Below are 25,844 nucleotides of genomic sequence, written 5' to 3' on the forward strand. Positions count from 1 at the left end.
AATACACATGTTTAGCAAATTTATACAGCGGCCTGTACTGGCTATAGCCATCTCCCTGGCAATTATTTTCCTGGGGGTGCTGGCTATCAAGACAAGGCCCATATCACAATTCCCCGAGATCGCCCCTCCCAGGGTGATGGTTTTTATTGCCTATCCCGGCTCCAGCGCAGATGTACTGGTAAAGTCCACCCTGATTCCCCTGGAAAGGGCCATCAATGGCGTACAGGGCATGCAGTATATCATCTCTGATGCCACGAGCGCCGGCGAAGCCACCATACAGGTCGTATTTGAACCCAACACAGACCCCAACGCGGCTGTAGTGAATATTAAGACCAGGGTCGACCAGGTCATGAACAACCTTCCGCCGCTGGTGCAGCGCGAAGGGGTGGTGATCACACCCATTCAGCCAAGCATGCTGATGTATGTGAACCTGTTCAGCAAGGATAAAAACGCAGATGAAAAGTTCCTGTACAACTACGCCAACGTGCACGTATTGCCTGAGCTGCAAAGGATCAAGGGCATGGGCCGGGCGCAGATACTGGGTAGTCGCCAGTATGCCATGCGGGTATGGCTGAAGCCAGACAGGATGCGGGCATACAGCATATCCACGGATGAGGTGATGGAAGCCATGAATGAACAAAGTGTAATCGGAAGACCAGGCAGGCTGGGACAAAGTTCCGGTAAAACGGCCCAGTCGCTCGAATACGTACTGACTTACAAAGGGAGGTTTAACAAACCGGAAGAGTATGAAAACATCATCATCAAAGCCAATCCGAATGGAGAGATCCTGAAGCTGAAAGATATAGCCGAAGTGGAATTAGGCAGCGAATTCTTTGACATCTATTCCAATAAGGATGGTTATCCGGCGGCGTCCATTGTGCTGAAACAAAACTTTGGCAGCAACGCGAGCAAAGTGATTGATGAGGTAAAAGTAAAACTGGAAGAATTAAAGAAAGACTTCCCGCCGGGAATGAATTATGAGATCAACTATGATGTGTCGAAATTTGTAGACGCCTCTATTGAAAAAGTACTTCACACCCTGCTGGAAGCCTTTATACTGGTGGCGTTGGTTGTATATATTTTCCTTGGCGACTGGCGCTCCACGCTGATCCCGATCCTCGCGGTACCCGTATCGCTGATAGGTACTTTCTTCTTCATGCAGATCTTCGGACTGACCATCAACCTGGTAACCCTGTTCGCCCTGGTACTGGCCATCGGTATTGTGGTGGACAATGCCATTGTGGTGGTGGAAGCGGTCCATGCGAAAATGCACGATGAACATTTATCTCCCTACAACGCGGTGAAAAAAGTACTGGGTGAGATCAGCGGCGCGATCATTGCCATCACCCTGGTAATGACAGCGGTATTCATTCCGGTTGCCTTCATGACAGGTCCGGTAGGGATCTTCTACCGGCAGTTCTCCATTACCATGGCCAGTTCCATTGTGTTGTCGGGTGTGGTGGCACTTACCCTTACACCCGTACTCTGCGCCATGATCCTGAAAAATACACATGGCCAGAAAAGAAGGAAGACGCCGGTCACCATGTTCCTGGACTGGTTCAACCACCGTTTTGAAAAACTTACCGGGAAGTATGCGGGCTTACTCACGTTGATAGTTAACCGTAAACTGGTCACCTATGGAATCTTAGTGGCATTTGGCTTTGGAATCTTTGCGCTGGACAAAACGCTGCCGGCAGGTTTCATTCCCAATGAAGACCAGGGAATGATCTATGCCATCATCCAGACCCCTCCTGGCGCCACCCTGGAGAGGACCAATGAAATTGCGCGGAAACTGCAGCAGGTTGCGGAAGAAGTGGACGGCATCAAATCAGTTTCCTCACTGGCGGGATACGAGATCCTGACCGAAGGCCGGGGTTCCAACGCGGGCACCTGCCTGATCAACCTGAAGGACTGGTCCGAACGCCATCACTCCGTGAAGGAAGTGATTGAAGAGCTGGAGGAAAAAACAAAGGACATCGGCGCGGTGATTGAATATTTCGAACCGCCCGCCGTACCCGGCTATGGTTCTTCCGATGGCTTCTCCCTGCGTCTGCTGGATAAAAACACCACGGTTGATTACCAGGACTTTGACAAAGTGAACAAGGAGTTCATGACTGCTTTGCAGAAGCGGAAAGAGCTAACCGGACTGTTCACCTTCTTTGCAGCCAACTATCCGCAATACGAGCTCATCATCGACAATGAACTGGCCATGCAGAAAGGTGTATCCATCGGCAAGGCCATGGACAACCTGGACATCCTGCTGGGCAGTACCTATGAGCAGGGTTTCATCCGTTTCGGTAATTTCTTTAAAGTGTACACGCAGGCAGCACCGGAGTACAGGAAGCTTCCCTCCGACATCATGAACCTGTTTATCAAAAACGATCATGGTGAAATGGTGCCCTACTCTGCTTTCATGACCATGAAAAAGACGCAGGGCCCCAACGAGATCACGCGTTTCAACCTGTACACCTCCTCTTCCATCAAGGGTATTCCGGCAAGCGGCTACACCAGTGGTGATGCAATCCAGGCAATCCAGGAAGTTGCGAAAGAAACCCTGCCGCAGGGTTATGACATCGCCTGGGAAGGGTTGTCATTTGATGAAGCGGCCAGGGGTAACGAGGCCCTGTACATTTTCATTGTGGTGCTGATTTTCGTGTACCTGGTACTGGCAGCCCAGTACGAAAGTTTTATCATCCCGCTGGCGGTGCTGCTGTCGCTGCCTGTGGGCATATTCGGATCCTTCCTGGTGTTGAAAATGATGGGACTGGCCAATGATATCTATGCGCAAATGGGATTGATCATGCTGGTAGGTTTATTGGGAAAGAACGCCATCCTGATCGTGGAGTTTGCCGTACAGAAACACCAGAAAGGGGCAACAGTGCTGGAAGCTGCCATTGAAGGTTCCAAAGTGCGTTTCCGTCCGATCCTGATGACCTCCTTCGCGTTTATTGCGGGATTGATTCCGTTGGTGGTAGCCACTGGTCCGGGCGCCGTGGGCAACAGAACCATTGGCTCCTCCGCACTCGGCGGTATGCTAACGGGAACACTCTTTGGGGTGATTGTTGTACCCGGACTTTACTACATCGCCGGGAAAATGACCGAAGGCAAAAAGCTGATCAGGGATGAAGACGAAAACCCATTGAGTGAAGATTTTGTAGAGGAAGGATCTGATCGGGCACTCAGCAGAAAGATCAAAAAATTACTAACAAGAATTACCAACAGAAATGATAAATAAACACCTAACAAAATATCCGGTCTACGTTTTCCTGTTGTGCTGGTTCTGGGCCTGCAAGACACCGGAGCTGGCATCCAGGCAGGAAAACAAGGCAGTTCCTGCGAGTTATAACAACTCGCAGGACACCACCAACCAGGCTACTATTCAATGGAGGCAATACTTCGCTGATCCAAACCTGGTGGCCCTCATCGATACCGCGCTGAAAAACAACCAGGAGCTGAACATCATGCTTCAGGAAATTGAAATGAGTGCCAATGAAGTGAAGGCCAGGAGGGGTGAATACCTTCCCTTTGTGCACATCATGGGCGGTGCTGGTTTTGAGAAAGACGGCAGGTTTACACGACATGGCGCGGTGGATGAAAACATCGAGATCAAGCCCGGGAAGGAATTTCCCCGGCCGCTTCCGGATTTCATGATCGGGGCCTATGCATCCTGGGAGCTGGATGTCTGGAAAAAACTCCGCAATGCAAAGAAGTCGGCCGTAATGCGGTATTTGTCGGGCATTGAAGGAAAGAATTTCATGGTTACCAATCTCATTGCGGAAATAGCCGGCTCCTATTATGAATTGCTGGCGCTGGACAGGCAACTCGATATCGTAGAGCGAAATGTAGAGATCCAGAAAACTGCATTGCAGGTGGTGAAAATGCAAAAAGAATCAGCCAAAGCCACGCAGTTAGCGGTCAACAGGTTTGATGCGCAACTGCTGCACACCCAGAACCTTCAATATGCCATCCGGCAACAGATCATTGAAACGGAGAACAGGATCAATTTCCTGGTGGGCAGGTTTCCGCAACCCATAGCCAGAAATATGGCATCCTTCAACGAGTGGGGACAGGATCCTGTTCAGGCCGGAATCCCCTCGCAACTATTACTTAACCGTCCGGATATAAGACAGGCTGAGCTGGAGCTGGGTGCGGCAAAGCTGGATATCCAGGTAGCCAGGGCCAGTTTTTATCCGTCTTTTCGGTTAACCGCGGGCGTTGGATTACAGGCATTTGATCCGACCTTGCTGATCAAGCCGGAATCCATCCTGTATAACCTGGCCGGGGACCTGGTGGCGCCGCTGATTAACAAGAACGCCATCAAGGCCATGTATGCCAATGCCAACCTGAAACAGATCCAGGCCATTTACAACTATGAGCGCAGTATTTTGAATGCGCACATCGAAGTAGTCAACCAGCTCAGCAGGATCGACAACTTTGCGAAAAGCCAGGATACAAAATCGAAGGAAGTTGAAATTTTAACCCAATCCATCACCATTTCCAACAACCTGTTTAACTCAGCAAGGGCAGATTACATGGAAGTGCTGCTAACCCAGCGGGAAGCCCTGGAAACTAAAATTGACCTGATAGAGATCAAACTAAAAACTATGATCGCCAAAATAAATATTTATAAAGCGCTGGGAGGAGGCTGGAATTAAGCCAACCATATATGGGGTTCAGCATAAACGTTGAACCCCATTTTTATATTTATAAAATCAGGCTGTTATACAGCAGTTCCACCGTTTGCCGGATCACCGTATTAAAGCCATCGGTGTAACCTGGATGGCAGCCATTACTGATCACCACGATGCCCCATTTTTCCTTTGGATGAAAGAACATGGCACTGTAAAGCCCATAAGCAGAACCTGTATGTCCCTTCAGCGTTTTACCGGCAATCAATTTATCCGTAGTGGAAATGGCCAGTCCGTAATTTTCCTTTCCCGGCAACGGTGCCTGCATCAGCAAGGCGCTCTGTTTTGACATGATCCGTTGGCCCCTGTGCCGGCCCTTTTTCATGTGCATGATCATATACTGGGCAAGGTCACCAGCCGAGATCTTCATACCGCCGGTGGGTGAAAATATGGGGGTGGAATATCCCATCTGGTAATTGTCAATTTCTTCCTTGCGGGACGCGTACGCGCCGGGGGAAAAAACAAAGCGGGCCGAGTCGACCTGGTATTCATAGATGGCAGCAAAGCGTGAAGAATCCAGCAGGTTTACATTATAGCCACCATAGAGCCGGAGCGGATCCAGCACATGATGCTTCACATACTGGTCAAACCTTTCCCCTGATGTTTTTTCAATGATGGTGCCCACCATATTATAATTCAGGTTGCAGTACATATAACCCGTTCCCGGCTCGTAGGTATTGTAGCATTTTGCCCAGTTGGGGTTTTTATCGGGATTGATGGCATCTAGCGTAAAATAACCCTGGCTATCGTTGATGGATGAACGATGTGAGAGCACATGGCGCAGGGTGATGACAGTTTCCGGAAAGGCAGGATTGCGGATCGTAAAACCAACCAGTTTACTCATGTCGTCATCCAGGGACAGTTTTTCCTGTTCTATTAACTGCATGATGGAAGTGGCGGAAAAGGACTTGGAAATAGAAGCGATCCTGAAAATATGGTCCTTGTCCAGCGGGGTACCGGACTCCAGATCCTTTAGTCCGAAGGCCTGGGAATAGATGACCTTGTTGTTTTTCACCACAGCCACAGATAAGCCAACCACCTGTTTTTGTTGCATGAGGGCATTGATCCCGGCTTCTGCTTTTTCAGGCTGGGCGTAACCAGGAAGAAAAATACACAAGGTTAGTATTCCGGTAATAGCAAACTGCCTGATTGAGCGGGTGACCATCTCAGTTGATTTTTTTGAATAATCAGGAAGCTACTTAAAAGCCGGCAAATAACCATTGTCTTCCCTGTCAATGTCCATCAGTTTCATCATCGGGTCCAGTTCAACATAAATGGGTTGTCGGGTCAGTGATATGGTATGGCTGATCAGGCCATCATTAACCGGGACCCTGATGATCCTGTCCGGAAAATTTTTGAACCGGATCAACAGATCAACCGCATCCGGGAAGGCCAGTTTCTTTTTATTTCCTTTCCCGTCTTCTTCATATTTAAACAACGCGGCATCGAGGTGTAACCGCATGGATGACATAGTTTGTTTTTGAAGGCTCGCGGCATTCAGCCTGATATCATGGGTGATAATTTTTTTGAACAGCTCGTCTATTGCCGGATGGGTGGATGCTTCCGATACCAGGTAAAGTTCTTCCAGGAAATCCAGGCTGGTTGGGGGCTTGCCGGGATAGGCATGATCCCTGAGCAGTCCTTTGAGTGCCCTGTTAACATTTTCCTCTCCCAGCATTTTATACAGCTGGTACATGACAACCATGCCCTTGTTATAGCACAAATGCGGTTTGCCGGGATCCGACCGGTACAGGGGTTCTTCATCGGAAAGGGCTCTTTCACTCAGGTAGATGTCTTTGTGTACACGAACCCGGTCTGTGATACTGGCTTCGCCATAAACCTTTTTATATAACATCAGTTCGGTGTACATGGCAAGTGTTTCTGTAAGGATTTTGCTTCCCTCCTGCCAGTTTGGGTTGAGCCGGGTATTACCCCACCAGGCATGGGACAGTTCATGGCTGACCAGTTCATACAGGATGTCTTTATTCGGATCCTTCGCGACCTTATTCTGAAAGCCAAATTGTTCATTAATAAAGAAACTGTTGGGATAAGCTGTTCCGGCTGCGCCATTGGTGAATGCGGAGATCTCGGCAATGTGCAATGTTCTGAAAGGGTATTTACCGAAATTCTTTTCACAGTAGGCCAGTGTTTCTTTTGCAGCATCCAGCAGGTGACCGATATTTTCGGTATGACCCGAATGATAGTAAACTTCAATAGCATAACCATTGAATTGAATCTTTCTGACCTCATATCTGGCAGAGGCTACTGCAAAACGAAAGGGAATGGGTGATGATGCCCGGTATTCAAAATAATTCCGATTGCCCCGCTTCCAGTTTTTAACCGGCTCGCCAACTCCAATTGCGGTCTGACCTTCGCCTGTAGAAATCACACTGCTGAACCGGATGAATTGATGGGGATCAGTTGTACTATCTGCATGATCTACGCTTTTTAATGCCCTTGCGGTACTCATCCCACGACGGGCCCTTTCGGTGGCATCACTGATTTCATTATCGGCCTGGTATCCAAAGACCGGAAAGTAATTGCTGATCCTGATAAAAGTTCCGTTTTCAACTATTGTGTTGGGAAAGCTATGCCTGCGGAAGGCTGACCAGGAATAATTGAACCGGAAGGACATCCTGATCGAATCATCCGGCTGCAGGGGATGCTCCAACCTGAACATCCGGTGTCCGCAACTTTCATCCCTCAGCAGGAGTTTACTGTTTGGAAGCCGGACCTCCAGGTCCTTCATATCAGCATCCTGGTATAACAGCAGTGTATCGATCGGCTGGCCGGAATGGTTCACCAATGTATAACTGCCGCTGACCCTGTAGCTGTTTTCTTCCGGGAAGAGGTCAATAGCGGTGCTTACTTCGGCTATACCTGGTTGTGAAAGATGCTCATACTTCCGGTACTTTTCTTCATAGGCCTGCTTCCTGTCATTGACATCCTCCAGGCCGGACTGGTTTGTATTACTCATTATGGTGTAAGCAGAAACCATCACCATGACCATTGCCAGCACTGCGGAAACCCGGCGCGGAAAAGACTTCATCCGCATCGCCGGCCTGGTTGCCAGCAATGCCAGCAGCACCACTACTCCGGTTCCGAAAACGATCTTCCAGTGGAATGCACGTATGTATGGACCCCATCCCGTCATATCACTATAATTTCCCCTGAAGGCGCCGGTAAACCGGATAAGTGGATGGTGAAGTCCCATCATGCCGGCAAGGTTTGTACTGGTAAAAGCCAGTATTATTGCCGATGCGACCAGGGCCATGTATTTATGCTGAAACAAGGACTGCAAACTGATGATGATGCCGGCGCACAGGAATAATGGAAGACCTGCGAGGTAGAAAAGGGATGCATACAATTTCCAGTTGAGGTCGCTGTTCTGCAGCAGCAATTGAATAATAACGCTGACCAGTATACTAAGGCTCATCAGCAGTAAAGGAATAAGCGCCAGGGAAAACCATTTGGCATAAAATACGGCGGCAGATGGAACCGGTGTGGACTGTTCCAAAGCCGAAAACCTCATATTCCTGCTTCGCCAGAATAGTTCACTTCCATAAAACAACAGGACCAGCAAACAAAAGACAGGCAGGGATTCCAGCAGTTTGTTCACCATCAATCCGGTGCCGGCAAAACGCTCCGGGATCCGGCTGCCGCCGTTGATATGTCCATATATATCTATTCCATAGAAAAGGATCCACCCGCTGCAGAGCAACAGAAACGGGAAGCTCCTTACAATAAAGCGGACATCCATCCCGACAAAACTCAGGAAACACCGGATACCGTAAACAGGCCCTGCCGGTTTTGTGTTCACCACATGACAGGCCGCGGCAATGGTTGTTTTGCCCGCAGCCGGAGTCTTTTCTCTGCTGTATTTTTTGTCATTTCTGCTGAATCTGAACCGGCTATAAACCAATACCATGATTAAGGAACTGATGGTGAGATAAAGCAGGCGGTTAAGGAGAAGGTTGCCATGCAGTCCGGCCAGTTTTGTATTCCGATCCGCGGCCGACCAATACCTGGTCTGTTCGAAGAATGCCGACAGTCCAAACGGATCCAGTTTTGCCGCCATATCCATTGCTTCGGCGGTTGCAGGGGAAGCGGAGACCACCAGCGGGGAGTTGGAATACAACGCGATCACCCAATAGGAAAAGTAGATAAATACCCCTGCAATGTAGACAATGAGTTTATTCCCGGTAAACCAGGCAATACTGCAGATAACTGCCGTGCAAAAGAAAATATTTGGAAGAGCCAGGAGAAGGAAGGGTTGCACATAATGCCAGGGGGTGAAGCGGGTCAGTTCTTCCCCGGGTTTTCCCAATAACTCATATCCAAGCAGAATACCAGTGATGAGAAGAAGAAACCCGAGTGTGGTAATACCCAAAACGATCAGGAAGCGACTGGTTATGAATGGCCCCTTCTTTATGGGCAGGGCATGAAGAATGGATTCAAAATTGGCATCCTTTTCCCGGAACAGGGTTTGTGCTGCCAGTATGGTTACACTGAATATGGTGAGCAGGGATGCCAGCCCTGTCAGGTAAGAGAGTACATAGGGAGAATTTTTACTGGTATTGGGGAAGGAGAAACTGGCATTAGTGGCAATGAACAATCCAAGTGCCAGGGAAACCAGGAGTACCAGGTAGAAGGATCTCTTCCGGGAAAGGAAGACCCATTCGAAAGACATGATCTGTCTGAACATATTATTCGGCTTTTAGGAGTGCAGTAAAGTACAGGTCCTCCAGGTCGGCCTCCCTGGGGGTGAACCCGTTGCCAGGATCGGTTGGGGAATGGACATGAATATTAAGTTTGCCGGCATTCAGGGTGGTGGAAATGATCCTGAACTTTTCGCTGTACTGGGGAAGGGAATGTTTATCTATGGTCCTTGACCAGATAGCACCACTTAGCTGGTCGATGAATTCCTGCGGAGACCCGATGGCCACCAGTTTACCTTTATTGATGATGGCCATTCGGGTGCAAAGGTTTTTCACATCTTCTACCAGGTGAGTAGAGAGGATGACAATGACCTGTTCACCAATCTCACTCAGCAGGTTGTTGAACCGGTTGCGTTCCTCCGGGTCCAGCCCCGCTGTTGGTTCATCCACAATGATGATCCTGGGATTACCCAATAAAGCCTGCGCAATGCCGAAGCGTTGCCGCATACCGCCGGAATAGGTATGCACTGATTTTTTGCGCTGCTCATAGAGATTTGTCCGGGCCAGTACAGACCGGACCTGTTCCTTACGTTCATGTTTATCCGAAATGCCCTTTAATACAGCAAGGTGGTTCAGCAGGTCAGTAGCAGAAATATTGGGGTACACGCCGAATTCCTGCGGAAGATAACCCAGGTGTTGTTTGATGGCATCCGTATCACGGAGTACATCCGTATCATTAAACGTAATGGTGCCGGAATCGGGAAGCTGTAATCCGGCGATGGTGCGCATAAGCGTGGATTTGCCGGCGCCATTAGGGCCGAGCAGTCCGAACATACCGTTGGAAATTTCCATGGAGATATTGTTCAGCGCCTTAACCCCATTGGCGTAGCTTTTTGTCAGTTGATGAATCCGAATGGTATTCATGATCTATTGTTTGAGTTTGGGCAATACAGTGTCATCACCCTTTAGAGTGCATTTTTTTAACGTATCAGGAGGTGTTTACTCTTCCCGGTATTCCAGGATATCACCGGGCTGGCAGTCCAGGGCCTTGCAGATCGCTTCCAGCGTATCAAAGCGGATACCCTTGGCCTTGCCTGTTTTCAATATGGATAAATTGGCCTGTGTTATTCCCAGCAGTTCTGCCAACTCCTTCGATTGCATTTTTCGCCTGGCGAGCATGACATCTATGTTGATGATGATTGGCATACTAGATATACAGATCTTGTTCGTTTTGTAAATGAAACCCCTGCCTGAAAATGGCCGTCATAAAATACGTAAAAACTCCCAGCACAAAGTGCAATACAGTCATTATCGCCAGGGTTCCCACTTCATAATGGAGGTAAATATGCAATACCAGGAAAGGCAATGGAACCAGCAGGTTAGCCAGGTAGAACCAGGTCAGTCGTTTAACATTAGCAGCAGTAAATAACCGGTCCAGCCGGAAAGCCTTCAGCACATTGCCCAGCAGCCAGAAGAAGAGTCCATACAAGCCAAGCAATACCACCATTTCAACCATATAAAAAGTATTGTATTCACCCACCAGGAATGGCTTACTGGTAAACGGAAACAACACATAGAATATATTTCCTCCTTCCGTTATATCGAGGGCGGATGTTTTAAAGATGGTGGTAATGGCCACATGCAAGGCCGATGCCAGGTACAGGATACTGGTAACCCTTGTAATGTAAAACAACACCCCGGCGATCAGACGAACCGATTTCATAGAAATAATGTTAATTACCACAAAAATAGAATTTATTTCTATATTTCAAATATTATTTATTGTTTTACAATAATTTTTTAAGATCGGTGTCTATCCCGCATATACAGAATTTACAATACCTTCCGGTTTTACCATAACACCGGAAACCATTGAAAACCAAACCCCATTTCCCCATCCTGGATGGCCTTCGCGGTGTCGCAGCCATCCTTGTGGTAATATTTCATTTGCTGGAGGTAAACTGATCCGCATGCCAATGGCGTTTCTCGTATGCTCCCTGCTACTGATACTGATTTTCTTTGTCCCGTATATCAGGCACAATGGACTATATGAAGCCGGCGTAATCATACTGGCTTTCCCACTGATCGTAGCCATGGGTGCGGGCGGCTCCGTAAGCGGTGTATGGCAGCGGATCTTTGAAAAAACCAGCGGCTGAAGAGATCATTCCCGTAGCGACCGGATTATTCTTCTTCTTCGTTCTCCTGGCCTGGCTGGCATTGAAATGGTATGATGAGCCCGTGCGAAACTGGCTGAAACAAAGGTTTTCAAACAGGTAGCAGTATATCATCATACACTATTGATTTTCTCATTATTATTCTAATTTCGGTATCACCGGATCAACGAAATGAATGCAATAATTATAGGGAGCCTGCTGATCAGCCTGCTGCATGCGGTAATCCCGAACCACTGGCTTCCTGTACTGGCTATTGCCCGGAAGGAAAAATGGCCCCTTTCCCAAACCATGCGGGTAACCTTCATTGCAGGCGTGTCGCATGTAATCAGCACCGTTGCCATTGGGGTGGTGTTGGGATTTGTTGGTGCAGAACTGATGGACTCCATTGAACAATTCACCAGGATAGTGGCACCATCCATCCTGGTTTTACTTGGATTTTATTTTATCAGCCAGCATTACAGGCACCATCATTTCCATATCGACAAACAGCAGCTCCAGGGAAAATCCAAATCAAGGCTGATCGGCTCCCTGGTATTGGCCATGTTCCTTTCACCCTGTATGGAGATCGAGGCATACTTCCTGCTTGCCGGCGCCAAAAGTGCGCTCCTGCTTTTATTGATTGCAACCATGTATGCCGTCATTTCACTGGGAGGTATGCTGATCTGGGTGCGACTCGCCTATAAAGGCATTATCAGGATGAACTGGCACGCCCTGGAACACAATGCAGGAATCATTACCGGGGCAATCCTGATACTGACCGGACTCGTTTCCTATTTTATCGGCTAGGCCATGCCGTGATATCAAAAATTAACACCGATGCCTACCTGATTAGTGGTAGCAGGGACAAGACAGTGTTGATGTCCAGCGATTCTTCAAATCTGTACAGATTATAACTGATACTGTTGTTCTGCAGGCTCTCCGCCGTACGGTCTTTTAAAAATTTCCGGTTGCTGATGATCCGGAAATACATGAACTGGATGGCCGACCTGGGTAATGCCTTGTTCCAGTAAGCAGGATTGACACGGTATATGGGTGAATAACTGCTGTTGGCCGTTACACCGATGGTTCCTTCAGTACCCCCATAATATGCGGGCTTATTTCGGTCCGCTTCCGGAATGGCAGCATATTCTGTTTCGATGGCCTTCATCATAAAATCCACCGTGAATTTATCCGGCTGGCTGCCCCAGTACGACCTTAACCTGGCATAGGCTTCATTAACGGTAACCGGCAGCCAGTAAGGGGGGCGATCAGGATTATACAGCACATACACTTCACCGTCATACAGATCAATTCCCCTGCGGATGGTTTCCATTTTAGGCGGAAGGATGAAATAATTCTTATCGCCGGAAAACTCTGGTGCTGCCAATGGCCAGGAAGCCGGCCGCTGCCTGTTGACGATGACCGTCCACTCAGGTGGCTCCACGGTTATACTCGCGGGTTTACCATCTTTCAACTGGTACCAGGATATAAACTCAAAACTGATCCTTGCCTGGATACCATATGCCCCCAGGTCGGTGCAGTTAATATTATAGATCCTGGCCCTGGCATCGAATCCCTTATTTTCTGCCAGCACGGGATTCCTGCGTACGGCATTCACCAAAGCAGAAAACTCTTTCAACTGATCTGCTATTTCCGTTTTGGAAAAACCGCATTCAGGTCGGGTATAATCGGTGCGGCTCAGGAATTCGAAAGTTCCCGGCTTTTCCGTCAGGAGCGGAAGTTCTTTTTGTGCAATACTTACAAAAGGAAAGAGAAGGACTATCAGCAAGATTAGCAGCCCTTCCAGGGAGCCCGTTTTCCGGGGGAATTTTCTGGATAGCATAACCGGGAATTTCTCCTGTGAATCTATAGTATATCTAACCCGGATTTCAGGACCTTACACATAATCCGCTATGATAAAAATCAGGAAACCCTGATGCCGGTATTATTTATCGGCCATGGTTCTCCCATGAACGGTATCGGGGACAATGAGTTCAGCCGCACCAGACCATTACTGGCCGCTGTTGTACACCCCTGGATTGAAAGGCAGCAAAGACGGGATTTCTTTTTACAACGACAAAGCTGTGGGCAGATTGCTGACCATTCCATTAACATAATGTTTAGTTAAACATACTGTAACAATTGCTTAACACAGGATGCGTCCCTTTGCAATTCTTGCAAAGTCATCATTAATAATCAATTGTTATATGTTTAGAAAACTACCTGCACTAGCGGCAACGGGATTAATGATCCTGTCGGCACATGCGGTTACTGCAGCTCCCGAACCGATCCGGGACACCCTGCTGGGCACGAGACCTGCAGCAACCTCCGCCAATGTATTTGACCGTGTGATCGGAACCGTGCGCGACAATGCCGGCTTTCCGCTACCCGGCGCTTCCATCAATGTAAAAGGATCGAATCGATTCACCGTAACGAACAATGAAGGCCGCTTCAGCATTGAGGCGGGCGATAATGCCGTTCTCGTCATCTCCATGGTTGGCTTCGAAACAAGGGAGATCCCCGCCACGCAATCCAACCTGGGCGACATCATCCTCCAGAAAAATGTAGACAACCTGAACGATGTGGTGGTTACCGCCATTGGTATCAAGCAGCAGAAACGTAAACTCGGTTACTCCACACAGGAAGTAGGTGTAAGGGCACTGGCACAGGCAAAGACAACCAACCTGGGTAACGCACTTACCGGGCAGGTGGCCGGCCTGACAGTAAACAACCCTACCGGTATGTTCCAGGCTCCCAACTTTTCACTCCGTGGCAAGAACCCCATCATTGTTGTGGATGGTGTTCCCATTGAATCGGACCTGTTTGATCTCAACAGCAACAACATTGAAAACATCAACGTGCTGAAAGGAACAACGGCTTCGGCTTTGTATGGCTCAAGGGGTAAGAACGGCGCCATCCTCATCACCACCAAAAACGCCAAGAAAGAAGGACTGGAGATCAACTTTGGCAACAAAACCATGGTTACTGCCGGCTTCACTGTATTCCCTGAAACCCAGACCCAGTACGGTAACGGATCAGAAGGCAAGTACGAGTTCTGGGATGGTAACGACGGCGGTATCTCCGATGGCGATATGATCTGGGGACCGAAATTCGGTACCGGCGCTAAAGTTGCCCAGTGGAACAGTCCCATCCGCGACAAGCAAACCGGGGAAACAATTCCCTGGTGGGGTGATGTTGCCGGATCAATCTATGACAACAAATCACGTTACGAAAGGGTTCCGACAGACTGGAACTATCACAATAACCTGAAGGACTTCCTTGGTACGGGTGTGATCACAGAAACCAATTTCTCTGCATCCTATAGGGGAGAAAAGAGTCGTTACTATTTTTCTGCCAACCATGCTTACCAGAAAGGACAGGTTCCCAATTCGTCCCTGCAGACCGGTAACCTGACGTTTAACTCTTCCTTCAACCTCACAGACAAACTGGAGCTGAGTGCGAACCTCTCTTACAATAAAGTGTATTCGCCCAACTTCCCCCGTTACGGATATGGCCCCAAGAACCACATGTACACCATCCTGATCTGGATGGGAGATGACGTGAATGGAGCTGACCTGAAAGCGCATATGTACCGTCCGGATATGATCGGTTACAGGCAGGCGAACTACAACTATGCCTGGTACAACAACCCATACTTCGCAGCTTATGAACTCAACCAGAAGCACGACAGGGATGTACTCAATTCACAGTTGAAACTGACCTATCAGCTGGCGCCCGGACTTACCTTACAGGGACGGTTAAACGCCCGCAGCAGTTCCCTGTTTGAAAACATGGAAAGTCCCAAGACCTATCTCAACTACGGTGACTCGCGCAATGGCGATTACAAGAACTGGAACACCAAACAACTCAATGTGGACGCCGACTTCCTGGCCAGCTACAATAAGAAGGTGAATGACAATATCAGTTTCGGCGTAACCGCCGGTGCCGCCTCCCTGTACCGCAAAACGCAGAATGAGTATCAGTCAACCGACGGTCTCATCCAGCCCTTCCTGTACAGCCTGAACAATACCGCCGGTCCGGTGATGGCATCCAACAACCTCAATGAGAAAGCGATCCGCAGTGTGTACGGAACTGTAAACCTGGATCTCTACAGGGGCATCTACCTGAACGCAACAGGTCGCCAGGACTGGTCATCAACCATTCCTGACAAGCCCTATTTCTACCCATCCGTTTCAATGAGTACGGTGTTGTCAGAATTTGTGAACATGCCTGCAAAGATCGACTTCCTGAAACTGAATGCCTCCTGGGCCAGCGTACTGAGTGACCTTGATCCCTACAGTCTCAGCGCCGCCTATAACAAGAGCACCACATTCGGTACCATGCCATCTGTAACCTATCCTGCCGGATTGTTCAACAGGAGCATTGCACCCGAAAAATCCACTTCATTTGAAGTAGGTATGTCAACTGCCTTCTTCAAAAACAGGCTCTCTGCAGACCTCACTTACTATCATACCGTTGATGAAAACCAGATCATCAACCTGCCCACATCCGTAACCTCCGGTTTCACTTCCAGGAAGGTTAACGGTAACGTGTACAAGACAAATGGATTTGAAGTGGTCATCAACGCCAAACCTGTTGTGACCGGTAATTTCAAGTGGAATACCACATTGAACTGGAGCCGTTATGTAAAGAGACTGACAGATATCTATAATGACGAAAGGAAGTCGGGCAACCTGTTCAAAGGTGACCGCGCCGACAGTTATTATACACGGGAGTGGGAGAAAAGTGCATCAGGCGAGCTGATCCTTAACAGCAACGGCATGCCAACCCGTAACCCCTATCTCCTTAACCTGGGCCATCTGGAACCCAACTGGAGAATCGGTTTCCTGAACAGTTTCAGGATCAAGGATTTCACTGTGGATATCGATATTGACGGAGCATGGGGCGGAATCATGCGCTCTCTTACCCACGAAAAAATGTGGTGGGGTGGCAAACATCCTGAATCTGTTGAATACCGTGACGCGGAATACGCCGCTGGTCAGCCGGTATATGTTCCTGCCGGTGTGATCGTGACAGGTGGTGAACTGAAAAGGGATATCGATGGAAATGTGCTCTCTGATACCCGCACCTACACCCAGAACACCAAAGCGGTAAGCTGGCAGTCATGGGCGCAGAACTATCCTTACCGTAATGCCGTAACAGAAAGTGAGAGCAAGAAATTCGCCAACATTTTCGACCGCACCTTTATGAAGTTGAGAAGGGTATCTATCGGCTATGACCTCACCAAAGTGGTTAAACTGAAAAAGGTAAATGCCCTGGATGTATCGGTATATGGTTACAACCTGCTGGTATGGAAAAAGATCCCTTACCTCGATCCAGATTTCGGAAACGATGACAACCTGCAGGATCCATCAGCAAGATACATTGGCGTATCCTTCAACTTCAAATTCTAATTTCTTACAACAGATCAACAATGAAAACGCATACTAAAATATTATGGTCCCTTCTGGCAGTGGCGGCAACAGCCGGATCCTGCAGAAAACTGGAGGAGATCAACGTGAATCCAAACAGTCTTACTTCCGTTAACCCGCAGCTCATCCTGCCAAGGCTGGAGCTGGTGGCGGCATCACAGATGAACAGTACCAGTCCGCTCTATGCCATCAAAATGCTGGTGCAGGCAGACGGTGAAAGCACGGAACAGTTTTACAAGTGGGACAGGGGAAATTTTGACGCCTACAATAACCTGCGCGACATTACCAAAATGGCTGAGGAAGCAGAGAAAGCAGGCCTGAGTTCCTATAAAGCGGTAGCCAAGTTCTTTCGTGCTTTCTACTTCTACAATATCACCATACACTTTGGTGATATACCCTATTCCGAAGCGCTCAAGGGTGAAATAGGCGACTACAAGGCGCCGGCCTATGACGAACAGAAAGCAGTATTTGCAGGCATCCTGAAAGAGCTGGAAGAAGCCAATGATATCCTGAAAGCCGAGAAGACCATCATTGCCGGTGACCTCATCTTTAAGGGTGATGTAACCAAATGGCAGAAGCTTGTGAACAGCTTCAGGCTGAAAGTGTTGATGACACTTTCAAAGAAGACAGGCGACAGCGACCTGGCCATCAGGACAAAATTCAGTGCCATAGCAAACAATGAGCCCCTGTTGCAGGGCAATGGAGACAATGCACAACTGGTATGGCTCGACCAGCAGAGCAACCGCTATCCCCAGTTCAACTCCAGTTCTTTCGGATCAGGCATGTACATGGACAGCACCTTTATCCAGCGCCTGCAGGAAAGGAAGGACCCCAGGCTCTTCATTTACTGTACGCAGACCAAGAGCGGAAAAGAAGCGGGCAAACCGATCACAGACTTCAGTTCCTATGAAGGTGGCGATCCTGCTGCGCCCTATGGTACCCTTAACGTGAAAGCCACACAGGGTAATCTCTCTAAAGTCAATGAAAGGTATTATAAGGACCCTACAGCCGAACCAACTGTCCTGATGGGCTATGCAGAACAGCAGCTCATACTGGCAGAAGCGGCAAGCAGGGGATGGATCGGCGGAGATGCCAAAGCTTACTATGAAGCCGGGGTGAAAGCATCCTTCGCGTTTTACAACCAGTACGCCAAAGGATATGCATCCCATGTGGAAGAAGCCGATGCCACAGCTTACCTGGCAGAGCCGATCAATAACTTTTCAACTGCCACCACTGAAGAAGAGAAGGTAGCCATGATCATCATGCAGAAATACCTGCTCTCTTACTTCCAGCGCAGCTGGGAACCATATTACGAAGCGCTGCGCACCGGATATCCGTCTTTCAGGAGGCCTGCCGGTGTGAACCTTCCTAACAGGTTCATGTACCCGACCACGGAGATCAATACCAACAGTGAAAACCTTTTAACGGCAATCACACGCCAGTTTGGTGAGGGAAATGACAAAACCTCCGGCCAGACCTGGTGGCTGAAATAAGCAACTAAGAACCCTGAACCAAGGCTATCCGTTTAAACGGGTAGCCTTTTTTCATTTATGGCCAATACCTGGCCCTGGTATTATGCTGATGCCGGCTCGTACAAGGCGGCGGCACCATCCCTACATGACATTTTGCACCACAACAATCAGTGCTATAGGTGATTTTAATTACATAAACCCCACCGGGCATTTTATAATTTTCAGGTATTGTTAAGGCAGGTCTGGCAGCAGCATAATTTTTTGATATGACAACAACCATCAGAAGCTGGAAACAGGAAGACCTGAATGACCTGGTCTTTCATGCCAACAACATTAATATCTGGAATAACCTCCGCAATTATTTCCCCCATCCATATACGGAAGAGCATGGAAAACTATGGCTGGACCAGGTGGTTGACTCAACCCCGCTGGTCAATCTGGCTATTGATGTGGATGGGGAAGCCGTTGGTGGCATCGGCCTGATCCTGAATGGTGATGTGTATATCAAATCTGCGGAAATCGGTTATTGGGTCGGTGAGAATTACTGGGGGAAGGGGATCGCCACCGAAGCCGTACGGCAAATGACGGAATACAGTTTTTACTATTTCGATATTATCCGGCTCTATGCGGAAGTGTTTGAAAACAACAAGGCATCCATGCGGGTGCTTGAAAAAAATGGTTATTACCTGGAGGGTGTGCGCCGCAAAGCGGTTTTTAAAAATGAAACCCTGATGGATGATTATATCTGGGTGAAACTGCGGCCCTGGTGATCACCTGCACTATTAAAACATTAGTATATGCCTCTCAAAAAAAACATTGCCACCAGTGAATCGGGGTTCATCTTCAACCCCTCCACGGGCGATTCCTATTCCGCCAATCCCGTTGCGGCTGAAATATTACAATTATTAAAACAGGGCATGACACCTGGTTCCATCAAGGGGCAGATCCTGGACACCTATGAGGTAGATCCATTGCGGCTGGAGCAGGACTGGGATGATTTCATGAACCAGCTGAAAGACGCGAACCTGTTGGACAACCTGTAAAACCTTCAAGATGGAAAACACTGAAAAGCAACTAACCATAGCCGTTACTGGGCTGAATGCCATTGACAGTCCCGGTCCGGGCATCGCCGTCATCCGTGGTTTGAGGGATGGACTGAACAGGCCGGTACGCATCATCGGGCTGGCTTACGAAACACTGGAGCCGGGCATCTATATGCATGAAGTGGTGGACAAAACCTACCAGATACCCTATCCTGCTGCAGGCTCCGAAAACCTGCTCAGGCGGCTCCGTTATATTCACGAAAAAGAAAACCTGCAGCTCATCATCCCGAACTTTGATGCCGAACTGCACAATTTCATCAAACTGGCGCCCACCCTGAAATCCATGGGCATTGCCACTTTCCTGCCCACACAGGAACAGTTTGATGCGCGGGACAAGATCAACCTGTTCAAATTCGGGGAAAAGCATGGCCTCCTGGTACCCAGGGACAAGGTCATCAACAATATCTCAGAACTAAATGCCTGCGAAGAATCCTTCGGTTATCCCCTGGTGGTAAAAGGGAAGTTCTATGATGCCGTAGTGGCCCATACCATGGAGCAGGCACAGAAAGCATTTTATAAGCTGGTGGCAAAATGGGGATTTCCCATCATCGTGCAGGAATTTATCAAAGGCACTGAAATCAATATTGCCATCCTGGGCGATGGAAAAGGGAATGCCATCAGCATCATACCCATGCGCAAACTATATATCACGGATAAGGGAAAGGCATGGGCAGGTATCACGCTGGAAGATGATGCGCTGATAAAGGTTGCGCGGGATTTTGTGGAAGCTACCAACTGGAAAGGCGGTTGTGAACTGGAGATCATGCGCACGGATAAGAATGAACTGTATATCATGGAGATCAATCCGCGATTCCCGGCCTGGATCTACCTGACAGCGGCAGCGGGACAAAACCAGCCGGCAGCGCTGGCAAGAATGGCGCTGGGTGAAGCCCAGCCTCCTTATTCAGAATACGAAGTGGGAAAAATATTTATCCGGTATTCCTGGGACCATATAACCGATATCAAAGAATTCCACCAGATCAGCGGTATGGGAGAATTGTAAAATACAGAACCATGAAAAAGTTGCCTTACGAAAGTCCCTCCATCCAGAAAATGAATGCAGGGCTGATGAATAAATTCGGGAGCCGTACCGAGTACGAACCAGTCAGGCAAATTGACGGGGTTTCCGTGCACAGCATGATGGCACAGTATGGCTCGCCGCTTTTTGTTTTAAGCGAAAGGACCATACGCCGCAATTACCAGGATGCCGTCCGCGCATTCACAACAAGGTATCCCAAAGTGCAGTTTGCCTGGAGTTATAAAACCAATTACCTCAATGCCGTGTGCCGGATCTTCCACCAGGAAGGAAGCTGGGCCGAAGTGGTCAGCGGTTTTGAATACCGCAAAGCCCTGGGCAATGAGGTGCCCGGTAACAGGATCATATTCAACGGTCCGGAGAAAACCAATGCGGAGCTGGAACTGGCGGTGAACAATGGCTCCCTGATCCATATCGATCATTTTGACGAGTTGTTCCAGCTGATTGAACTAAGCGATACGCTGAAGAAAAAACCGCGGGTAGCCATCCGCGTGAATATGGACACCGGTGTTTACCCTATGTGGGACCGGTTTGGATTCAACTATGAAAATGGCCAGGCCTGGAGTGCGCTGACCAAAATTGTGGAATCCGGCAAAATGGAATTGACCGGACTGCATTGCCATATCGGCACTTTCATGTTATCGACTGATGCCTATGCCACGGCGGTGAAAAAGCTTGGTGACCTTGCCTGGAAATGCAAAACGCAGCTGAACAACCCGGTACAATACATCGACCTGGGAGGCGGATTTCCTTCTTCCAATACCCTGCGCGGCTCCTTCCTGCCCGGAACCGACAGTGTGCCATCCGTGGATGAATTTGCGGAAGCCATCACCTCCGGTTTGCTGAAACTGGGTTTCGGAGCAGATGAATTGCCCCTGCTGATCCTGGAAAGCGGTCGCGTACTGGTGGATGATGCCGGCTACCTGCTGTCCACCGTCATCGCCAATAAAAGACTGAGCGACGGACGACGGGCGATCATTCTCGATGGTGGGGTGAACCTGTTGTTTACCTCTTTCTGGTACGACCATACCATTACACCGGCGCAGGATTTCACCCACCACAGCGAGGACCAGGCACTCTATGGACCCCTGTGCATGAACATAGATGTAGTGCGGCAAAGCGTTAACCTGCCTTTGCTGAACAGGGGCGATAAAGTAGTGGTGCATAAAGTGGGGGCCTATAACCTCACCCAGTGGATGCAGTTTATCCAGATGCGCCCCAATGTGGTGATGATAGATGAACAGGGGAATACCCATCTCGTGAGGGAGGCGGAAAACCTGGAATATATTGAACAACTGGAACGGGTACCCGAACATTTAATGAAGCGGTGAAAAAAACGATCCTCATACCATTCCTGGACTATATTGTCACTACGGTGCTGAACAGTTATTCCATGTTGTTTTTCAGCAACAGGAAGTATTTCGCCCTCATCGTTTTACTGGTATCATTCTTTAATCCATATACCGGGCTGGGAGGTTTCACGGCAACACTGGCATCCGTATTGACAGCATATTTTATCGGCTTCAGCCGCGAACAGGTGAAGAGTGGTCTCTACACTTACAGCGGATTACTGATGGGCCTGGGAATGGGCACTTTTTATGAACTCACCCCGGGTTTCTGGATACTGCTGGCGCTGGGAGCTGTTTTGTCTGTACTCCTGTCGGCTGCTTTCATTGCAAGCCTGGGCAAAACAAACCTGCCGGCATTATCCCTTGCTTTTATTCTCACGCTGTGGGTGATCATTCTTTCCTCCAAAGAATTTGCAGTCATCGGCCTCACGCAACGGAATATATACTGGCTTAACGAAATGTATGCCACCGGCGGAACGGAACTCATCTGGCTGGTACAGAAAGTGGAGAACCTTCCGCTACCCGATATCGTGAATGGCTTCTTCCGCTCCATGAGCGCCATACTGTTCCAGAGCAGCATCGCCGCCGGAATCGTACTGGCTATCGGCCTGCTTATTTACTCCCGTATTGCACTGTCACTGATGGCCATCGGCTACACCATTGCCATCCTGTTTATCCAGCTTATGGATGGTTATTCAGGGGGCGTCAATTATTATAACCTCGGCACCAATTTCATGCTGGTATCGGTTGCGCTTGGCGGCATATTTATCATCCCCTCAGCCAGGTCCTTCCTCTGGTCCTTCATCACTGTACCGATCGCCTATATCCTTGTCATTGCCCTCTGGAAGATTACCAGTACCTGGGGACTGCCGGTTTTTTCATTACCCTTCTGTATAACGGTGATGCTTTTTCTTTTCTGCCTGCAATTGCGGAAAACGGGCGGCAGGATGGTGCTGACTCCCATCCAGTATTACAGTCCGGAGGAAAACCTATACAGGTACATCAATAACAGGGAAAGGGTGCTGAATAATTTTTACTACTACCACCTTTCCCTTCCGTTTATGGGCGACTGGACCATCAGCCAGGGATATGACGGCGGCATTACGCATAAGGGTGACTGGGGCAAGGCCCTCGACTTTGTGATAACGGACAAGGAAAAGAAAACCTACCAGGGAGCGGGCAGCAAACCCGAAGATTTTTATTGTTACAACAAACCTGTCCTGAGTCCGGCTGATGGAATTGCGGTTGAGATCATAGACTATGTGGAAGACAATGCGGTAGGTGGAAACAATACCAGGCAGAACTGGGGTAACACCATTGTGATCAAACATGCAGAGGGACTCTACACCAAATTGTCGCACCTGAAAAAAGGGTCCTTCAGGGTAACAAAGGGAGCCTACATAAAGAAAGGTGAAATCATTGCCAGTTGCGGCAATTCAGGCCGCTCTCCCGAACCACACCTGCATTTCCAGGTACAGTCCACCCCGTATTTCGATTCCCGGACCATGGCCTATCCCTTTGCGTATTATTTGCAACAGGAAGCCGGAAACAGCATCCTGAAAACTTTTTCAGTGCCCACGGAGGGAAGCATCGCCGGCAATATTGTACCCAACACCCAGTTGCAGCATGCATTTAATTTCCAGCCCGGATTTATCATGAAAGCAGCAGCGCCGGAGTACGGTAATGAAGAATGGGAAGTAATGGTGAGCGCATATAACGAAACCTATTTCTACTTCCGGCAGCACAACGCTTACGCCTATTTCATCAACAACGGCACCATGTTCTACTTTACCAATTACTTTGGAAAGCGTAATACCTTATTGTACCAGTTTTACCAGGCAGCCTATAAAGTGTTGCTGAGTTCAGAGAAAAAAATAACCATTTCCGACACCTATCCGCAGCACATCTTCGGCAATCAACCCCTGAAGTGGGTACAGGACCTGCTGGCACCATTCCATATTTTCATGAAGATGCAGTACAGCAGTTATGTAAAACAGGCAGATGACATGCTGGGAGGCGGCAGCATCCTGCTGGAAAGCCGGGCCGACCAAAAGCTGGCCGGCAGCAGGAAACAGAAAATGCTTGCACTGGTTGAAATCAGCGACGGCAGGATCCATTCGTTCCGCGTTGAATTGAATGACAAAAAAATTGAAGCCATATGTGGAAACCAATAACAACCACCATCCTGGCTTTCTTTCTGGCAGCAACGGCCGCAAAGGCACAGCAGGACTATTCCTTTGTGACTGTTGACAGCACTACCTATGCTTTATATGAGAAGGCCGCCTGGAAGGAACTACTTATCTATGGCAAGGATGCTATTGCCAACAACCAGGATTTCATTTACCTGAGACTGCGGCTTGGCTATGCCGCATTCATGACCGGCAATTATGCTGAAGCACTCCGTCACTATAAAAAAGTTTTAAAGGAAGATTCGTACAACAGCACTGCGCATTATTTCATTTACTGGAGCAGGATCAACCTGAACCAGCCCGAACTGGCCATGGCAGAAATCAAATATTTAAACCCCGGAATGCTGCCCCGGAAAAATACAAACCCGGCTGCCATAACCGGGGTGGATCTTGAATTCAGTTACAAGCAGACCACTGCAGCATCGAGGCAAAACCCCCTCTATGCGAGATTTGGCCTGGGCAACCGCTTTGGTTATGGTGTGCACATGCAGCAATCCATCGCTACTTACCAGCAAAAGATCAGTGAACCCTTACTGACTGCCGTCACCAATAATACCAATATCAACATCAACCAGTTTGAATACTACAACCGGCTGCTATTCAACCTGGGCCGGGGCTGGCAATTAAAAACCGCCTGGCATTACCTCTATACACCGTTTAATAATTTCAAATACAATAACCACCTCGTACTGGCCGGACTCAAATACAATGGCAATTATTTCGACTTCCAGGCTGATGCCGTACTGGGAACACTTACGGATACCAGTCAACAGCAATACAACCTGCAGCTAGGTCTGTACCCGCTGGGGAATTTCAATCTCTACAGTTTTTCCACCGCGAGCATTCGTCAGCGTGAAGGGGAATCGGCCTTCAATTTCAGGCAGGTACTGGGAGTAAAAATCATAAAAAACATCTGGCTGGAAGGGCATCTCACTGCAGGGGAATTCAGGAACCTGGCCGAAAATGACGCGCTGTATGTTTACCATGCCATCGACCCGAATAAATCAAAAGCAGGTATCACCAGTTATATTTTCCTGGGCGGAACGACCATATTGCAACTTGGATACACACACGAAAAACGTCAGCTCTTCGGAACTACAACCACATTTCAACAACATTCAATAACAGGAGGACTATCATGGAAGTTTTAAAGAAAACAATCATAACCCTACTGGTGGTTTGCTTTTCGGTTATAGCGAACGCGCAGCAGGAAGCGGCATTGCAGGGGGCATTCAGGGAAAGTTATGTGCAGGAAGGGAACAAGCAGTATGCCGATGCCATCACAAGCCTGAAAAAAGTCTATGACGAACGGAGTTATGAGATCAACCTGCGGCTGGGCTGGCTCTATTACCTGTCAAAGGATTATCCGCAGTCGCAGAATTATTACCAGAAAGCTGTTGGCCTGAAACCCTATTCGGTTGAGGCAAAACTGGGACTGGTGCAGCCCCTGGCTGCGTTGCAAAGCGTGGACAGACTATTGCAGGCTTATACGGATATATTAAAAATTGATCCGCAGAATTCAGTGGCCAATTACTGGACCGGCGTTATTTATTACAACAGGAGAAAGTATGAACAGGCGGCCAGGTATTTTGAAAAAGTGGCCAACCTTTACCCCTTTGATTATGACGGCAATCATATGCTGGCATGGTCCTATTTAAACCTTGGCAGGAATAACGATGCGAAGATCCTGTTTACCAAGGCCCTGCTGATAAGGCCTGGTGATGCTTCCTGCCTGGAAGGTCTGGGGAAGATAAAATAACCGGG

At 48.7% G+C, this 25,844-nt stretch carries 19 protein-coding genes; 12 read left to right on the plus strand and 7 right to left on the minus strand.

Translation table 11 applies throughout. The annotated features are described in order from the left end of the window. The first annotated feature begins 7 nt into the window (after nt 1–7). Both BC349_RS10205 and BC349_RS10210 read left to right on the plus strand, forming a co-directional pair. Nucleotides 8–3,235: an efflux RND transporter permease subunit gene (locus BC349_RS10205; protein WP_187256625.1), complete on the plus strand. Its 3,228-nt coding sequence runs from the start codon at nt 8–10 to the stop codon at nt 3,233–3,235. After that, the gene (locus BC349_RS10210; protein WP_187256626.1) at nt 3,225–4,655 is read left to right on the plus strand and encodes a TolC family protein; all 1,431 of its coding nucleotides are present in this window, start codon (nt 3,225–3,227) and stop codon (nt 4,653–4,655) included. Before BC349_RS10205 ends, BC349_RS10210 begins: the two co-directional genes overlap by 11 nt. Before the next feature lie 49 nt (nt 4,656–4,704). Here the strand turns inward: BC349_RS10210 and BC349_RS10215 are convergent, their stop codons facing one another. The 6 genes from BC349_RS10215 to BC349_RS10240 form a co-directional block, all read right to left on the minus strand. Next, nucleotides 4,705–5,853: a serine hydrolase domain-containing protein gene (locus tag BC349_RS10215; RefSeq protein WP_187256627.1), complete on the minus strand. Its 1,149-nt coding sequence runs from the start codon at nt 5,851–5,853 to the stop codon at nt 4,705–4,707. A 30-nt stretch (nt 5,854–5,883) separates the two neighbouring features. Beyond that, nucleotides 5,884–9,393 (minus strand): ABC transporter permease/M1 family aminopeptidase, encoded by a 3,510-nt coding sequence (locus BC349_RS10220; protein WP_187256628.1) that lies wholly within the window; start codon nt 9,391–9,393, stop codon nt 5,884–5,886. Between the two features lies 1 nt (nt 9,394). Next, complete coding sequence (locus BC349_RS10225) at nt 9,395–10,270, minus strand: ABC transporter ATP-binding protein (protein ID WP_187256629.1); 876 nt, start codon at nt 10,268–10,270, stop codon at nt 9,395–9,397. 75 nt (nt 10,271–10,345) lie between these two features. Continuing rightward, nucleotides 10,346–10,552, minus strand: a complete 207-nt coding sequence (locus BC349_RS10230) for a helix-turn-helix domain-containing protein (RefSeq protein ID WP_187256630.1) — start codon at nt 10,550–10,552, stop codon at nt 10,346–10,348. A 1-nt stretch (nt 10,553) separates the two neighbouring features. Then, on the minus strand, nt 10,554–11,069 hold the full coding sequence (locus BC349_RS10235) for a DUF2975 domain-containing protein (protein ID WP_187256631.1): 516 nt from the start codon (nt 11,067–11,069) through the stop codon (nt 10,554–10,556). 322 nt (nt 11,070–11,391) lie between these two features. Continuing rightward, on the minus strand, nt 11,392–11,637 hold the full coding sequence (locus BC349_RS10240) for a hypothetical protein (protein ID WP_187256632.1): 246 nt from the start codon (nt 11,635–11,637) through the stop codon (nt 11,392–11,394). A 54-nt stretch (nt 11,638–11,691) separates the two neighbouring features. On the opposite strand from BC349_RS10240, the gene BC349_RS10245 reads away from it, so the two are divergent. Then, a complete protein-coding gene (locus BC349_RS10245) occupies nt 11,692–12,306 on the plus strand; it encodes a hypothetical protein (protein ID WP_187256633.1) in 615 nt (204 codons plus the stop codon). 34 nt (nt 12,307–12,340) lie between these two features. Here BC349_RS10245 and BC349_RS10250 read toward each other — a convergent pair whose 3' ends face one another. After that, nucleotides 12,341–13,342 carry a hypothetical protein gene (locus tag BC349_RS10250; protein ID WP_187256634.1) on the minus strand — a complete coding sequence of 334 codons (1,002 nt, stop codon included), beginning with the start codon at nt 13,340–13,342 and terminating at the stop codon, nt 12,341–12,343. A gap of 364 nt (nt 13,343–13,706) precedes the next feature. Between BC349_RS10250 and BC349_RS10255 the strand changes: the two genes are divergently transcribed. From BC349_RS10255 to BC349_RS10295, 9 genes are all read left to right on the plus strand, one after another. Next, the gene (locus tag BC349_RS10255) at nt 13,707–16,913 is read left to right on the plus strand and encodes a SusC/RagA family TonB-linked outer membrane protein (protein ID WP_222840136.1); all 3,207 of its coding nucleotides are present in this window, start codon (nt 13,707–13,709) and stop codon (nt 16,911–16,913) included. Between the two features lie 20 nt (nt 16,914–16,933). Then, complete coding sequence (locus BC349_RS10260) at nt 16,934–18,424, plus strand: SusD/RagB family nutrient-binding outer membrane lipoprotein (protein WP_187256635.1); 1,491 nt, start codon at nt 16,934–16,936, stop codon at nt 18,422–18,424. A gap of 245 nt (nt 18,425–18,669) precedes the next feature. Continuing rightward, a complete protein-coding gene (locus tag BC349_RS10265; RefSeq protein WP_187256636.1) occupies nt 18,670–19,173 on the plus strand; it encodes a GNAT family N-acetyltransferase in 504 nt (167 codons plus the stop codon). Nucleotides 19,174–19,200: 27 nt separating this feature from the next. Beyond that, on the plus strand, nt 19,201–19,446 hold the full coding sequence (locus tag BC349_RS10270) for a PqqD family protein (RefSeq protein WP_187256637.1): 246 nt from the start codon (nt 19,201–19,203) through the stop codon (nt 19,444–19,446). Between the two features lie 10 nt (nt 19,447–19,456). Then, nucleotides 19,457–20,509, plus strand: a complete 1,053-nt coding sequence (locus BC349_RS10275) for an ATP-grasp domain-containing protein (RefSeq protein WP_187256638.1) — start codon at nt 19,457–19,459, stop codon at nt 20,507–20,509. Nucleotides 20,510–20,520: 11 nt separating this feature from the next. Next, the gene (locus tag BC349_RS10280; RefSeq protein ID WP_187256639.1) at nt 20,521–21,873 is read left to right on the plus strand and encodes a type III PLP-dependent enzyme domain-containing protein; all 1,353 of its coding nucleotides are present in this window, start codon (nt 20,521–20,523) and stop codon (nt 21,871–21,873) included. Beyond that, nucleotides 21,870–24,065 carry an urea transporter gene (locus tag BC349_RS10285; RefSeq protein ID WP_187256640.1) on the plus strand — a complete coding sequence of 732 codons (2,196 nt, stop codon included), beginning with the start codon at nt 21,870–21,872 and terminating at the stop codon, nt 24,063–24,065. Before BC349_RS10280 ends, BC349_RS10285 begins: the two co-directional genes overlap by 4 nt. Continuing rightward, nucleotides 24,050–25,231, plus strand: coding sequence for a tetratricopeptide repeat protein (locus BC349_RS10290; protein ID WP_187256641.1), 1,182 nt, complete (start codon nt 24,050–24,052; stop codon nt 25,229–25,231). Before BC349_RS10285 ends, BC349_RS10290 begins: the two co-directional genes overlap by 16 nt. Beyond that, a complete protein-coding gene (locus BC349_RS10295) occupies nt 25,219–25,839 on the plus strand; it encodes a tetratricopeptide repeat protein (RefSeq protein WP_187256642.1) in 621 nt (206 codons plus the stop codon). Before BC349_RS10290 ends, BC349_RS10295 begins: the two co-directional genes overlap by 13 nt. The last annotated feature ends 5 nt before the right edge of the window (nt 25,840–25,844 follow it).

The sequence above is a fragment of the Flavihumibacter stibioxidans genome (assembly GCF_014332695.1).
GTDB lineage: Bacteria > Bacteroidota > Bacteroidia > Chitinophagales > Chitinophagaceae > Flavihumibacter > Flavihumibacter stibioxidans.